The sequence below is a fragment of the Nocardia sp. BMG111209 genome (genome assembly GCF_000381925.1).
Taxonomy (GTDB): Bacteria; Actinomycetota; Actinomycetes; order Mycobacteriales; family Mycobacteriaceae; genus Nocardia.
The window spans coordinates 1,445,918-1,459,635 of sequence record NZ_KB907308.1 but is presented as its reverse complement, the minus strand read 5'-3'; the positions used below and the strand labels follow the sequence as shown (position 1 = coordinate 1,459,635).

Annotated in this window: 16 protein-coding genes; 8 read left to right on the top strand and 8 right to left on the bottom strand. The window is 69.9% G+C overall.

What is annotated here, in order from left to right; translation table 11 throughout:
- Positions 1-73: 73 nt before the first annotated feature.
- On the bottom strand, positions 74-583 hold the full coding sequence (locus G361_RS0130370; protein ID WP_026343690.1) for an aminoacyl-tRNA deacylase: 510 nt from the start codon (positions 581-583) through the stop codon (positions 74-76).
- 285 nt (positions 584-868) lie between these two features.
- Between G361_RS0130370 and G361_RS45450 the strand changes: the two genes are divergently transcribed.
- Positions 869-1,579 carry a sigma-70 family RNA polymerase sigma factor gene (locus tag G361_RS45450; RefSeq protein WP_019930912.1) on the top strand — a complete coding sequence of 237 codons (711 nt, stop codon included), beginning with the start codon at positions 869-871 and terminating at the stop codon, positions 1,577-1,579.
- Positions 1,580-1,680: 101 nt separating this feature from the next.
- Positions 1,681-1,938 carry a mycothiol system anti-sigma-R factor gene (rsrA, locus tag G361_RS0130360; protein ID WP_026343689.1) on the top strand — a complete coding sequence of 86 codons (258 nt, stop codon included), beginning with the start codon at positions 1,681-1,683 and terminating at the stop codon, positions 1,936-1,938.
- 63 nt (positions 1,939-2,001) lie between these two features.
- Here the strand turns inward: rsrA and G361_RS51950 are convergent, their stop codons facing one another.
- Positions 2,002-2,076: a 50S ribosomal protein bL37 gene (locus G361_RS51950; RefSeq protein WP_115061593.1), complete on the bottom strand. Its 75-nt coding sequence runs from the start codon at positions 2,074-2,076 to the stop codon at positions 2,002-2,004.
- Positions 2,077-2,321: 245 nt separating this feature from the next.
- Here G361_RS51950 and G361_RS0130355 point away from each other — a divergent pair, with 245 nt between their 5' ends.
- The gene (locus G361_RS0130355; RefSeq protein WP_019930910.1) at positions 2,322-2,537 is read left to right on the top strand and encodes a biotin/lipoyl-binding carrier protein; all 216 of its coding nucleotides are present in this window, start codon (positions 2,322-2,324) and stop codon (positions 2,535-2,537) included.
- A 74-nt stretch (positions 2,538-2,611) separates the two neighbouring features.
- Positions 2,612-4,126, top strand: coding sequence for a sensor histidine kinase (locus tag G361_RS0130350; protein ID WP_019930909.1), 1,515 nt, complete (start codon positions 2,612-2,614; stop codon positions 4,124-4,126).
- Positions 4,127-4,249: 123 nt separating this feature from the next.
- Here G361_RS0130350 and G361_RS48700 read toward each other — a convergent pair whose 3' ends face one another.
- Together G361_RS48700 and G361_RS0130345 are read right to left on the bottom strand one after the other, a co-directional pair.
- Positions 4,250-4,504 carry a WhiB family transcriptional regulator gene (locus G361_RS48700; RefSeq protein WP_019930908.1) on the bottom strand — a complete coding sequence of 85 codons (255 nt, stop codon included), beginning with the start codon at positions 4,502-4,504 and terminating at the stop codon, positions 4,250-4,252.
- Positions 4,505-4,740: 236 nt separating this feature from the next.
- On the bottom strand, positions 4,741-5,751 hold the full coding sequence (locus G361_RS0130345; RefSeq protein WP_019930907.1) for a diacylglycerol kinase family protein: 1,011 nt from the start codon (positions 5,749-5,751) through the stop codon (positions 4,741-4,743).
- A 96-nt stretch (positions 5,752-5,847) separates the two neighbouring features.
- Here G361_RS0130345 and G361_RS0130340 point away from each other — a divergent pair, with 96 nt between their 5' ends.
- Complete coding sequence (locus G361_RS0130340) at positions 5,848-6,267, top strand: hypothetical protein (protein ID WP_019930906.1); 420 nt, start codon at positions 5,848-5,850, stop codon at positions 6,265-6,267.
- 199 nt (positions 6,268-6,466) lie between these two features.
- Here G361_RS0130340 and G361_RS0130335 read toward each other — a convergent pair whose 3' ends face one another.
- From G361_RS0130335 to G361_RS0130320, 4 genes are all read right to left on the bottom strand, one after another.
- Positions 6,467-8,032, bottom strand: coding sequence for a glycosyltransferase family 39 protein (locus G361_RS0130335; protein ID WP_019930905.1), 1,566 nt, complete (start codon positions 8,030-8,032; stop codon positions 6,467-6,469).
- Positions 8,033-8,192: 160 nt separating this feature from the next.
- On the bottom strand, positions 8,193-8,669 hold the full coding sequence (locus G361_RS0130330; protein WP_019930904.1) for a GNAT family N-acetyltransferase: 477 nt from the start codon (positions 8,667-8,669) through the stop codon (positions 8,193-8,195).
- Positions 8,666-9,271 (bottom strand): acid phosphatase, encoded by a 606-nt coding sequence (locus tag G361_RS0130325; RefSeq protein WP_026343687.1) that lies wholly within the window; start codon positions 9,269-9,271, stop codon positions 8,666-8,668. Before G361_RS0130325 ends, G361_RS0130330 begins: the two co-directional genes overlap by 4 nt.
- A gap of 39 nt (positions 9,272-9,310) precedes the next feature.
- Entirely contained in the window at positions 9,311-9,844 is a 534-nt protein-coding gene (locus G361_RS0130320) for a helix-turn-helix domain-containing protein (protein ID WP_019930902.1), read from the bottom strand.
- A gap of 54 nt (positions 9,845-9,898) precedes the next feature.
- Between G361_RS0130320 and G361_RS0130315 the strand changes: the two genes are divergently transcribed.
- Genes G361_RS0130315 through G361_RS0130305 form a run of 3 tightly spaced genes read left to right on the top strand, consistent with a single transcriptional unit; the run spans position 9,899 to position 13,716 of the window.
- Complete coding sequence (locus G361_RS0130315) at positions 9,899-11,200, top strand: hypothetical protein (RefSeq protein ID WP_019930901.1); 1,302 nt, start codon at positions 9,899-9,901, stop codon at positions 11,198-11,200.
- Positions 11,201-11,230: 30 nt separating this feature from the next.
- Positions 11,231-12,340, top strand: coding sequence for an LLM class flavin-dependent oxidoreductase (locus G361_RS0130310; RefSeq protein ID WP_231387127.1), 1,110 nt, complete (start codon positions 11,231-11,233; stop codon positions 12,338-12,340).
- On the top strand, positions 12,337-13,716 hold the full coding sequence (locus tag G361_RS0130305; RefSeq protein WP_019930899.1) for an NtaA/DmoA family FMN-dependent monooxygenase: 1,380 nt from the start codon (positions 12,337-12,339) through the stop codon (positions 13,714-13,716). Before G361_RS0130310 ends, G361_RS0130305 begins: the two co-directional genes overlap by 4 nt.
- Positions 13,717-13,718: the final 2 nt, after the last annotated feature.

Here is a 13,718-nt window from a genome sequence, read left to right as displayed (position 1 = left end):
AACTAGTTGTATTGAGCACATATGTGCGCGCTGTTATTCCCGACACATCCGGCCTGGTCGGGGCCGTCCGGGCTCAGTCGGTGGCGACCGGCGCGGTCACCGCGGCGGCCAGCCGGACCAGATCCGCGGGTGCGAGCTCGATCTCCAGCCCGCGCCGGCCGGCGCTGCACAGCACCCGATCCCATTGCAGCGCCGAGACATCCACGACCGTCGGCAGCGCGCGTTTCTGTCCCAGCGGGGAGATGCCGCCGAGGACGTATCCGGTGCTGCGCTCGGCCGCCGCCCGGTCCGCCATCGCGGCCTTCGCCGCGCCGAGGGCCGCCGCGGCCGCCTTCAGCGACAGCGAACACGGCACCGGCACCACCGCCACGGCCAGCTGCCCGGCCCGTCTCGTACCGCCGGACAGCTCGATCACCAGCGTCTTGAAGATCTGCCCCGCCGCCAGCCGCAACTGTTCGGCGAGCGCGGCCACCGCCTCGGCCCCGAACGAGTCGCTGCGCGGATCGTGTGCGTAGGAATGGACGCGATGCGCCACCCCCGCCTGGGTCAGCGCGCGGATCGCCGGGGTCGGAGCACCTGCCATGCCGGACACCCTAGAGGGCCGGGCAGTCGGCGGGCCAACCGATTACGGCCGCGGCCCGCGCGTTCGGATACCCCGCGGCATCCCGGGAACACACCGGCCGCCCGCCCTGTTGCACGCGGTACGCCTCCCACCCAGTAGCACCGAAGGAGATAGCCGGTGACCGTTCTCGTCCAGGATCGTCCGGCCCGAGCCGGACGGCCGAGGCCCGGCCCGGGGACGGTGGTCACCGGGTTCCCGTCACTTCACATGCTCACGGTAGATTCGGTAGCTACGGCGACCGAAGGGATGGGCGTGACGAGCGACGAGGAACCAGCGGCCGACCGCCGGTACGGCGACGAGGGAGACCTCGGTGATCCGGCCGGCCTCGCGGACGGCGACGCGGCCGTGGCGCCCGCCGACGATCTGGATCTGGGGCAGCGATTCGAGCGCGACGCGCTCCCGCTGCTGGATCAGCTGTACGGCGCCGCCCTGCGGATGACCCGCAACCCGGCCGACGCCGAGGATCTGGTGCAGGAGACCTACGCCAAGGCGTTCCAGGGCTTCCGGTCGTTCCGGGAGGGCACCAACCTGCGGGCCTGGCTCTACCGGATCCTGACCAACACCTACATCAACTCCTATCGGAAGAAGCAGCGGCAGCCCGCCCAGTACCCGACCGACGAGATCACCGACTGGCAGCTGGCCTCCACGGCCGAGCACACCTCGACGGGTCTGCGTTCGGCGGAGATGGAGGCGCTGGAGGCGCTGCCGGACGACGACATCAAGGCCGCGCTGCAATCGTTGCCCGAGGAATTCCGCATGGCGGTCTACTACGCCGACGTGGAGGGGTTCCCGTACAAGGAAATCGCCGACATCATGGGTACTCCGATCGGTACCGTGATGTCCCGGCTGCACCGCGGCCGCAAGCAGTTGAAGGGGCTGCTGGCCGACGTGGCACACGAGCGGGGGTTCGACCGGAACCGCACGGGCAACGGCGCGCGTCAGGAGGTAACCCAGTGACCGAGCACGAGTACGCGACCGGCGCGCCGGAGCGCGGCGATGCGGGCGAGTCGCAGCAGCCCGCCGACACCGGCGCCGCCCCGGAGGGCAACGAGCTGGATCTGCAACTGGACTGTTCGGCCGTGCTCGCCGACGTCTGGATGATGCTCGACGGCGAATGCGACGAATCGACCCGGGCCCGGTTGCAGCATCACATCGAGAACTGCTCGCCGTGTATCGAGGCGTACGGCCTGGAGGAGAAGCTGAAGCGGCTGCTCAGCCGCAAGTGCGGCGGCGAGCGCGCCCCCGAATCCCTGCGGCAACGCCTGAAGCTGGAGTACCGCCGGGTCACGATCATCGAGACCCGCAGCGAGTCCTGAGGCCCGCAACGCCGAACGGCACGTCATCGAAACGATGACGTGCCGTTCGCGTTCCGACCCGGCTCAGGCGTTGGGACGCTTGCCGTGGTTGGCGCCGTTCTTCCGGCGACTGCGCTTCTTCCGGCCACGCTTACCCATAGATCTCTCCCTTCTGACCGCAAACCTGTGGTGAACCCGCCGCTGGAGCGGGTTCATAGCGATACACGCTACAACCAGCGTGCCGGGGCCCGATCGAGGGGCCACTCCGGTCGCGGTGGGGAGGTGGGTCATGCGGCCGTGGGGGTTACGGGCCGGTATCCTACTGCCGATCCGACATCGTTGTTTCTGGTGTGATTACCTCTGTACCGTCAGCGGAGAGTGGCTGTTCGACCGGGAAGGGTGTCATGGCTGAGGAAGTGCACGCGGAGATGGTTTCGACGGTGTTCCAGATCGTCGCCACCGAGGGCGCCGCGATCGCCGAGGGCGACACGCTCGTGCTGCTGGAATCGATGAAGATGGAGATCCCGGTCGTCGCCGAGATCGCCGGCACCGTGGCCTCGATCAATGTCAAGCCCGGTGACGTGCTGAAGAAGGGCGATCTGATCGCAGTAATCTCCTGACGCCGGGATGCTCAGGGGTGACGAACTCGGGGCGCGGCCCCGGCACCCCGGGCCGCCGGGCGGAAGGAACGTAGATGTCGACACTCAGTGACCTGCTGGCCGAGCACACCGATCTGCCGGGTGCCGCGGTCGACCACCTGCAACGGGTGGTCGGCGACTGGCAGTTGCTGTCGGACCTGTCGTTCGCCGACCTGCAGTTGTGGGTGGGTGCGGGCCCGGTGACCGACGGCGCGGACGTGGTCTGCGTGGCGCAGTGCCGGCCGACCACCGCCACCACCGTGCACTCGGAGGATCTGGTCGGCTCGACCGCCTCCCAGGCCGACCACCCGCAGGTGTTCGAGGCGCTGACCACCGGTGTGGTCGTGCGCGTCGACACCGAGGCCGAGTCGACCGGCGTGTACCACCCGCGTCCGGTTCATGCGGTGCGAGAAGCGATTCCGGTCCGGGTCGGCACGGATGTGATCGCGGTTCTCGGCCGCGACACCGACATCCAGCGCTCCAAGATCCGCAGCGATCTGGAGCAGGCGTACATGTCCTGCGCGGACGATCTGTGTCAGATGATCGCCGACGGCACCTTCCCCGTCCTGGAGGACCGCACCGGTTCGCATTCCAGCCCGCGCGCCGGCGACGGATTCATCCGGCTCGACACCGGCGGCAGCGTCGTCTACGCCAGTCCGAACGCGGTCTCGGCCTATCACCGGATGGGATTGCAGAGCGAACTGGCCGGTCAGGATCTGGCGCTGACGACCCGCTCGCTGATCACCGATCCCTTCGACGCTCAGGAAGTGGTCAGCGACATCCAGGCCGCGCTGGCCGGTAAATCGGGCCGCCGGATGGAGGTCGAGGCCCGCGGCGCGACCGTCCTGCTGCGTACCCTGGTACTGCGCCCGCACGGCGAACTGGCCGGTGCGGCGGTGCTGGTGCGCGATGTCACGGAAGTGAAACGCCGTGATCGCGCGCTGCTGTCCAAGGACGCCACCATCCGCGAGATCCACCACCGGGTGAAGAACAATCTGCAGACCGTCGCCGCGCTGCTGCGACTACAGGCGCGCCGCACCGAGAATCCGGAAGCGTTGACCGCCTTGACCGAATCGGTGCGCCGGGTCACCTCGATCGCCTCGGTGCACGAGATGTTGTCGATGTCGGTGGACGAGGAGGTCGATCTCGACGAGGTGGTGGATCGGCTGCTGCCGATCATGGCCGACGTCGCGACCGTGCACACCGCGCGGATCAAGGTACGCCGCGCCGGATCGCTCGGCGTGTTCTCCGCGGAGCGGGCCACGCCGCTGGTCATGGTCTTGACCGAATTGGTACAGAACGCGATCGAGCACGCCTTCGACGCGGGTGAGAACGGTACGGTCACAATCCGTTCGGAGCGGTCGGCGCGCTGGCTCGATGTCATCATCAGTGACGACGGCCGCGGCCTGCCCGAGGGATTCAGCCTGGACGGCTCGGATCGGTTGGGGCTGCAGATCGTTCGCACACTGGTCACCGCCGAGCTCGGCGGTTCGATCGGCCTGCACCCCGGTACCGATGTCGGTACCGATGCGGTGCTGCGGGTTCCGCTGGGCCGCCGAGCCGGTCGGTGAAACCGGATAAAGCGGAACGATTTCCACGAAAACAATGAAGCCCGGCACCTGAGGTGCCGGGCCGAAAAACGTTCCGCCGGATCGTGCAGTTGTAGCGGTGGCGGTAACGCGTGGGTGCCGTGGCTACACGGCACTGCGGGTTCGGGTGCGCGCGTTGCGACGCTTCAGCGCCCGACGCTCGTCCTCGCTCATTCCGCCCCACACGCCGGCATCCTGCCCGGACTTCAGGGCCCAGGAGAGGCATTCGGCGGTGACGGGGCAGCGAGCGCAGACCAGCTTGGCATCGGCAATCTGCGCGAGTGCGGGACCGCTGTTACCCACAGGGAAGAACAGTTCAGGGTCCTCGTCGCGACAGATGGCCTTGTGGCGCCAGTCCATTGTTCCTCTGCTCCTTTGCTGGGCGCCGCAAGGCGCCACCGGTTTGTGGTCCGTTCACTTGTGCGACTCGAATGTTTCCGCACGGTTGCTTGTGAATGCTTTCACGAACACCGTAGATGTCAATAGCTTTGCGGTGCACCGTGGGGAAGCTCACGCTGTAAGACCCCTACATGGGGGTCTACCGCTGTCCTTTGTACCCCCTGCCGATGGTTTTTGCAGCGCAACGACGATGTTTCTCATCTGTGTCGGGGTACCCGAGGCTGCGGCGCGATCACGGAGAGCCGCTTCGGCACGGAAGTGAAATCCACCACGTTGCGACGCCCGATGAAGTCACCGTCAATTTGCAGCCCGATCGGCTCACTTGCCTCGATTCGGACGGACGGTACATCGTCCAGGCGAAACAGATTGCGAGACTTCGGATCCGCGCTGGTCGAGAGCAGTTGCCGAGTCACGACCAGCGTCGACACCACCGACATGCTGCGCATGGCGAACACGCCGAGATCGGTTTCGAACGTGGTGCCGGGGTTGGTGCGTACGGGCCTTCCGTCCAGATATGTCCAGGGGTTGGTGTTCGTCACGAATGCGTAATGCACATCCGTGACCGGTTCGCGATCGGGAATGTGCAACGTCACAGTCGGCGGTGTGCGTTTCGCCCGGAAGAACTGCCGCACCGTGGTTCGCACATAACGGGCGGGCGTGGCGGTGTGACCTTTGGCACGACTGCGATCGATCGCCGCGCACACGTCCGCGTCGAGTCCGACGCCGGCGGCGAAGAGGCACCAGCGATCGTCCGTGAGGGCCAGTCCGATGCGGCGGTCGCGCGTGTCGGTCGCCGGGTCGCCGCTGTCCGAGGTGTCCGAGTCGCCGCGCGTGTCCAGTGACAGCAGGTCGATCAGCTGGTTGGTGGCGGCCACCGGATCGGCCTGGATGCCCAGGCCACGGGCGAACACGTTCGCCGACCCGCCCGGAATCACGCCCAGCCGCGGCGTCCACGCCTGTCCGTCGTCGACCTGTGGCAGTGGCAGGAAACCGTTGATCGTCTCGTTGACCGTGCCGTCGCCGCCGTGCACCACGATGAGATCCATCTCCTGGGTGGCCGCCCACTGTGCCAGTTCCGCGGCGTGGCCGCGGTGTTGCGTGTGCGCGACCGTCAACTGGGTGCGGCTCTCCAGCGCGTGGGCGAGTAGATCGCGGGTCGCCGGCGTGGTCGAGGTGGCATTCGGGTTGACGATCAGGAGCGTCCGCACGCCGGACAGCGTAATGGGAGACCCGGATTCCGGTTTCGCGCGTACACCCGCGCACACCGTCGACCGGGCGGACATCCCGACCCGTAGGCTGACGGGGTGGGCGAGCAGAAGGCGGACGAGCAGGTTCCGGAGCAGACGCCGGGCACCGTGCGGGCGGCCGGGGCACTGGCCGCGCTGGAGGGCCTGATCGGTGTGATCATCGCGATCGTGCTGGTGGTCCAGGGTTCCGGCGGGGGTCACTCGCCCGGACAGGTCTACGGCACCGCCGCCTGGTTCGTGATCCTGGCCGGTGCGGTACTCGCGGCCGGCATCGGCCTGTACCGCGGTCGCCGCTGGGGCCGGGCCATCGCGGTCATCGCGCAGATTCTGCTGCTGCCCGTCGCCTGGTACATGCTCAGTTCGCACCGCTACGACCTGGGCGTCCCGGTCGGCCTCGGCGCACTGATCACCCTCGGCCTGCTGTTCGCCCCGGCCTCCACGCAGTGGATGGCCCGCGGGTACGACGCCACCGCCTGAGGGTCCCCGCGGCCGCCGAAGGCCGTGTAAAGCGCTCTGTACGCCCTGTGCGCGCGATTTCGGTCAGCTGCCCAGCAAAGTATCGGCAGCGTCCGGTCGAGCGCGCTGCGCGGCTGTCACGGGCCGTATCGCCGATATCGGCACGACCGCCGGTCCTGACCACCGGCGGCCGCGAATCCGCAGCGATCCGCAGCGACGATCAGATTCCGGTGGGGAAGGTGAGCGTCATCAGGTCCGGCCAGGTCCGGTCCCAGGGCTGCAACGGGTTACGGCAGACCCACACGGTCACCAGCCGCTCCAGGCCGGGGAGACCCAGCGGGGCGTCCAGCCGGGCCACCGGCGTGCTGGTGGCGAAACGGTCCAGGAAGGCCCGGTCGCCGACCCCGTCCACGGCCACGTAGACGATCGTCCGCGCCGAATCCGGCGGCGGCCCGAAATAGCCGTAGCCGCGGTCGGGGCTGTACACCGCGGGCAGGCCGTAGGCGCGGCCGTACTCCTCCAGCGCGCTCGCCTCCACATAGGAACCCGCCGCCACCACCGCGTCGCGGCGCTCCGCCGGCGACAGCGCCGCCAGCGCGTCGCGGACCGCGACGGTACTGCGCTCGAATCCGGCGCCCTGCCCGTACAGCGACACCCGCTGCCCGTACTCCCACTGATTCGTGACCGGTGTCGCGATCCGGCTCTGCGGCAACGGAAGTACGATCACCGCCACCGCCGGCGCCGCCGCGGACACCACCGCGAATCCGGCGAAAAGCCCACGCACCCAACGGCGTGCGTCGATCCGGCCGAGTACGTACGCACCGGCGCCCAGCAGCGCCGGGACGAAACCCGCGATGTAGTAGGACCGTCCGTTCTCGACGAGCACCGTCACGAGCAGCAGCAATCCGGCGACGAGTGCGAAACGGTACGGGCGCAACGCTTCCGACCGCACCAGGCCCCAGAGCCCGAGCAGGCTCAGCACGCCGCCGAGCAGCCCGCCCTGCAGGGCGATCTCCAGTGCGCACTGCGCCGGACCGGTATGCGCGGCATATTGTTCCGCGGCGATCACCGCGGTCATCCGCGATTCCACCCAGCCGTGCCGCGACTGCCACAGCAGGCCGGGCGCCATGGCGGCCGGCAGGATCAGCGAGGCCACCCACAGCGCCGGGCGGCGCAGCATCGCGCGTGGCCCGAGCGCCAGCACCCCGATACCCAGGAACGCCCATACCGCCGGAATCATCCATTTCACCTGAAAGTCCAGTGCCGCAGCCACTCCCGCGCACAGCAGCAGCGGATCCTGCCGGGTGCGCACCCAGCGGATCAGCAGCCAGACGATCGCCGCCTGCAACGGGATGTCGAAGGTGAGCGTCGCCAGCTGGCCGTGGTTGAAGGCCAGCGGCGAGGTGGAATAGGCTGCGGCGGCGAGGATCTGGCCCCACGGCCGGACCCCGAACTCCCGTGCGGTGGCGGCGGCCAGGACCGCGGCGGCCGCCATCATGAGCAGTGACGGGATCCGGATCGCCAGGGGCGATCCGGGATCCAGCACATCGCACAGATGCGCGATCAGCGGGGCCAGCGGCCCCTGATCGGGATAGGCGAGCGCGGGCCGCCGCCCGGCCGCCAGGAAATACAGCTCGTCCCCGAAGAATTCGTACTTCGCCGCGGCCACACCCAGCAACACCGCGAATCCGGCCGCGACGGCGAGTACGCCCCGCCAGGCGAACGGCGGCGGATCCGTGCGCGGCTCGACCGGGCCGAGCCGGGACAAGGTATGGGCGATCGACATCGATTTCCTCCCCGAAATCACCGAAACGCCCGGCCCACCGCCGAATGTCGGCGGGACCGGGCGTCGCTCGAGAAGTACGATACCGCCGCGATGGCCCCGGAGTTTGCCCAGCCTTCCTCGGGCTTGCCATGCGGCGGCACACCCGCGCGTGCGCGCCTGATCAGGCCCCGGCGAGCCGGCTCAGCGCAGTGCCGGACAACCGGTAGCCGAGCCATTCCTCCTGCGGCTGCGCCCCGATCGCCCGGTAGAAGTCGATCGAGGGGGCGTTCCAGTCCAGCACCGACCAGGCGACCCGGCTGTAGCCGCGCTCGACCGCCACCCGGGCCAGTTCGGCCAGCAGCGCCTTGCCCAGCCCGCGCCCGCGCGCCTCCGGCATGACGTACAGGTCCTCCAGATAGATGCCGTGCACCCCGTCCCAGGTGGAGAAGTTCAGGAACCAGATGGCGCAGCCGAGCACCGTACCGCTCGAATCATCCACGGCCACATGGGCGAACAGCGCCGGGGCGGGACCGAACAGCGCGGTGTGCAACCGCTCCTCGGTCAGCGTGCACTGGTCGCGGGCCTTCTCGTAGTCGGCGAGGTCGTACACCAGTCGCACCATCGCGGGGACGTCGGCGGCGGTGGCCGGGCGGATCATCGAACTTCCTCCAGGGTCGGAACGAGGTTGTGCGCCAGCGTGCTCCGGGCATGGTGATCGTGCCCCAGCACCGAAACGCCCGCGGTGGACAGGAAGAACCGGCGACCCTCCCGTGCGTCGAACTCGTTCCAGCGGGCGATCAGCACCCGGGAGAAGTGCCCGTGCCCCACCAGGATCACATCGCGCTCGGCCAGCGCGGGTATCACCGAATCCAGTACCCGATCGGCGCGGGCCGACACCTCGGCGAGCGTCTCGCCGCCGGGTACCTCGCCGGTGAAGACGGTCCACCCGGGCGCCGTGCGCTGGATCTCCGGCGTGGTCAGGCCCTCGTACTCGCCGTAATCCCATTCGACCAGGTCGTCGTCCGGCCGCGCCCCGGCCAGGCCGGCCAGTTCGGCGGTCCGGAGCGCCCGGTGCCGCGGGCTGGTCAGGGTGAGCGGGTCGCGCAGGCGCAGCCCGTCCAGCAGCGGCCGGGCCGCGCGCGCCTGCCGCTCCCCGAGTTCGGTGAGCGGCACATCCGTGCGGCCGGTGTGTTTGTGCGCTGCCGACCACGCCGTTTCCCCGTGCCGCAGCAACACCAGTCGGTACTCGGTCTCGGCCATGACTCCGATCATGCCGCACGGGCGGGCCGCCGCGGCCGATCACGCCTCCGGTAGCTCGACGGGGAACAGGATGGGGCTGAGCAGATATCGGCCCCGCCCGGCCGGCGGATGCGACAGATGGGGGACGATCGCCGCTCGCATTCCGGTGATCAGCTGTGCCAGCTCGGCCCGGTCGAGCCAGATCGCGTGCTGCCGATAGCCGACGAGATCGGTTGCGGGATCGGCATTCTCGTGGTCCAGATAGGCGTTGAACTCCGCGAGCAGCACACCCAGCGCGGTGGCGAAAACCTGGCGATGGTCGTCGCGGGAAAGGGCCGCGGCGGTTTCGGCGTCGACGGCGGCCCGCTCGCGCCGCAGCCGATAGTGGCGTTCCACCGCCCCGCGCACCCGGCGCTCCTCGGCGACCTCGAGTACGCCGGCGCCGGCGAGCAGATCGACGTGCCGGTACACCGTCGCCTTCGAGATGTCCGGCAGCCGGGCGCACAGCTCGGACGTGGTCAGCGTCCGGTCACCGCCGAGTGCGTGCACGATGCGCAGCCGCGCCGGATGCGCCAGCAGTTCGAAGACGTCCACTGTTGAACGTTCTCATATCGTGCTACCTTTCTCAAAAATGAGAAAGGTAGCGTGATGGCGACAGATCCGGTGGCGGCGGCCGAATCCGCGATGGCGTTGCTGCGAGCGCAGCGATTCGACGAGCTCGAGGCGATGTTCGCACCCCGCCTGCGAGCGGCGGTCTCCGCGCAGACCGTCGCCGTCGCCTGGACCACCGAGCTCGCCAGGGTCGGCGCGGTCGGCGAGACGGGGGCCGGCCTCGGCGAGCCGGGACCGGAAGGTCTTGTGCGCGTGCGGATCCCGGTGATCTGTGCCCGCGGCGGCCTGACGGTCGTATTCGCCGTCGATGCCGCGGGCGCGCTCCACGGCTTCCGCCTGGCCGCCGCCGGCGGCGACTGGACACCCCCGCCGTACGCCCGGGGCCGGCACACCGAGCACGAGGTGACCGTGGGTGAGGCCCCGCGCGCGGTCCCCGGCACCCTCACCCTGCCCGGCGGTCGCGGCCCGCACCCGGCCGTGGTGCTGCTCGCCTCCGGCCCCACCGACCGCGACGCGACCACCGGCCCCAACAAACCGTTCAAGGATCTCGCCCACGGCCTGGCCACCCGCGGCATCGCCGTCCTGCGCTTCGACAAGCTCACCCTGGTGCACGGCGAGGCGGCCGCCGATTCCGGCTTCACGATGGCCGAAGAGTATCTGCCACACGCCATTTCGGCGGTTCGGCAGCTGCAGCGGCACCCCCGCGTCGACCCGGCGCGGGTATTCGTCGCCGGGCACAGCGGCGGCGGCAAGGCGGCCCCGCGCGTCGCGGCGGCGGAACCCTCGATCGCCGGCGTGGCGATCCTGTCCGGCGATACGATCCCGTTGCCCCGCGCGGTGATCCGGGTGGCCCGCTACCTGGCGGACCTCGATCCCGGCGAAAATGCCACGGCCACAGTCGAATCGCTGTCGGCGCAGGCCGCCGCGACCGAAAGTCCGGACCTCGCACCGGATACCCCCGCCACCGGCCTGCTGTTCGGCTGGCCCGCCTCCTACTGGCTGGACCTGCGCGGCTACGACCAGGTGGCCACCGCCGCCGCGCTGGACCGGCCGATCCTGATCGTCCAGGGCGGTCGCGACTACCAGGTGACGGCCGCCGAGGACCTGCCGCGATGGCAGGCCGGACTGGAACACCACCCGCACACCACGTTCCGCCTCCACGCATCGATCGACCACATGCTCTTCCCCGGAACCGGTCCCTCCACCCCTGCCGACTATCAGCGTCCCCAGCACGTGGACGAATCCGTGATCACCGATATCGCCGACTGGATCGGCCCCACCCCGCGCACCCGGGGCGGGAAATGGTCCGGGTGGGGTAAGGGTTTCGGATCACGGTGAGGGAAAGCGTGGTGCCGGGGGAGTGGTTCGATGACAATCGAACCCATGGCGAGCGACAGCGGTGCGCGGACATATCCGTTCGTGGTCGGTATCGAGCTTGACGGGGAGGGGTATCACCCTGCCGCGTGGCGGCGGGCCGCGCACGAGCCGGACGGACTGCTCACCGGGCGGACGTTGCGGGATCGGGTGACGGCCGCCGAGAACGCCGGATTCACGTTCGCGACCTTCGAGGATTCGATCCTGCCGCCGAGCACCGGACCGGCCGGGCGGATCGACGCGCTCACCCGGGCGACCTTCGTCGCGGCCACCACCAGCACCCTCGGCCTGGTGCCGGTGGCCGCGGCCACCTACGCCGAACCGTTCCACCTGTCCTCGCAACTGGCCACGCTGGACTACGCGTCGCGCGGCCGGGCGGGCTGGCTGGTCGCCGACGAGCCCGTCGCGGCGGCGGTCGCCTGGGGTGCCGCACCGCGGCCGGCCGAGGCCGAGATCCGCCGCGAGCGAACGGATTCCGTCGAGGTCGCCCGGCGGCTGTGGGATTCGTGGGACGACGACGCGGTGGTCCGCGACTACGCCACCAGCCGGTTCCTGGACCGGGATCGGTTGCACTACATCGACTTCGAGGGCGAATCCTTCGCGGTGAAGGGGCCCGCCATCGTGCCGCGGCCGCCGCAGGGACAGGTCGTGGTGTTCGGATACGAGCCCGGCGGCGTGGACGTCGTGGTCGTGCGCGGCGCGACCACCGCGGCCACCGTCGCGGCCGCCGACGAGGCCCGGAATGCCGGCGCCACACTGATTTTCGCCGATCTCGAGGTGGCACTCGACACGCCGTCGGCCACCGCCGCGGATCGGCTCGCGGACCTCGATCGGCACGAGAACACCACGGCGACCGGACGTTCGGCGTTCGCCGGCACCGGCGCGGAACTGGTCACGTTGCTCACCGAGCTGTCCGGCCGGGTCGACGGGGTGCGGCTGCATCCGGCGGTCGTCGACGAGGATCTGCCCGAGCTGTTCCGGCTGGTCCTGCCCCCTCTGCTGCGCTCGGGGCTGATCCGGCGGCCCGTCCCGGGGTCGACGCTGCGCGCGAATCTCGGCCTGTCCCGGCCCGCCAACCGTTACGCGAAGGAGCTCAGCCGATGACCGACGACCGCGCCGCGGCCGGCGAGGTGCCGTTCCCGGATGCCCACGTGCATTTCGGGGTCTTCTTCCAGGGCGTCAACCACACCACGATCTGGTCGGACCTCACCAGCGGCTCGCAGATCGACTTCGAGACCTTCCGCCGCGTCGCCACCACCGCCGAGCGCGGACTGTTCGACGCGTTCTTCCTCGGTGAGGGCCTGCGGCTGCGCGAGCAGGACGGCAAACTGCTCGACACCGATATCGCCGGTCGCCCCGACGCCGTCACCGAACTGGCGGCGCTGGCCGGGATCACCGAGCGGATCGGCCTGGTCGCCACCCAGAACACCACCTACAACGAGCCCGCGGATCTGGCCCGCCGCCTGGCCGGGCTCGACGTGCTCTCCGGCGGTCGCGCCGGCTGGAACGCCGTCACCACCGACAACGCCTGGACCGGCGCCAATTTCCGCCGCGGCGGCTATCTCGATCATGCCCAGCGCTACGAGCGCGCCGCCGAATTCCTGCGGGTGGCCCGCGAGATCTGGGATTCCTGGCCGGACGACGCGATCGCGCCCTCCCGGCACAGCGCCACCTGGCTGCGCGGCGACGTGCGCCGGGTCGAGCGCGACAACGAGCACTTCCGGGTATCGATCACCCCGACGCTGCCGCGCAGCCCGCAGGGGCATCCGGTGATCTTCCAGGCCGGGGTCTCCCCGGCGGGCCGCGATTTCGCCGCCGCGCACGCCGAGGTCATCTTCTCGCCGCACGGTACGCATTTCGACGACGCCCTCGCCTTCGCCCGCGACATCCGCCGCCGCCTGGTCGCCGCCGGCCGGCCCGCCGACGACATCCGGATCCTGCCCGGCACCCAGATCGTGCTGGCGGAGAAGCAGTCCGAGGTGGAGGAGAAGGCCCGCTGGGTGCGGGAGAACCAGATCACCGGCGCCACCGCGCTGTCGCTGGTCGGTCAGGTCTGGGGCCGCGATCTGTCCGGCTACGACCCCGACGGCCCACTGCCGCAGGAGGATCCGGACGATTCCGCGATCGGCGTGACCCGCGGCGCGCAACGCGACGGGCAGAACCGGCTCGAGATCGCGCAACGGTGGCGCGCGCTCGCCGCGGAGCAGAAGCTCAGCCTCCGGCAGGTGGCCGTCGCCACCTCCTTCCGCTCGGGTTTCCAGGGCACGCCCGGTCAGGTCGCCGACGAACTGACCCGCTGGGTCCGCCACGGCGCCACCGACGGTTTCAACATCTCCCCGTATCTGGTGCCCACCGGGCTCGACGAGATCGTCGACTGGCTGATTCCCGAACTACAGGAACGGGGTTCGTACCGCACCGCCTACGCCGGGACCACCCTGCGCGAACATCTGGGCCTGCGCCCGCCGCTGACCCGCCGCTGACC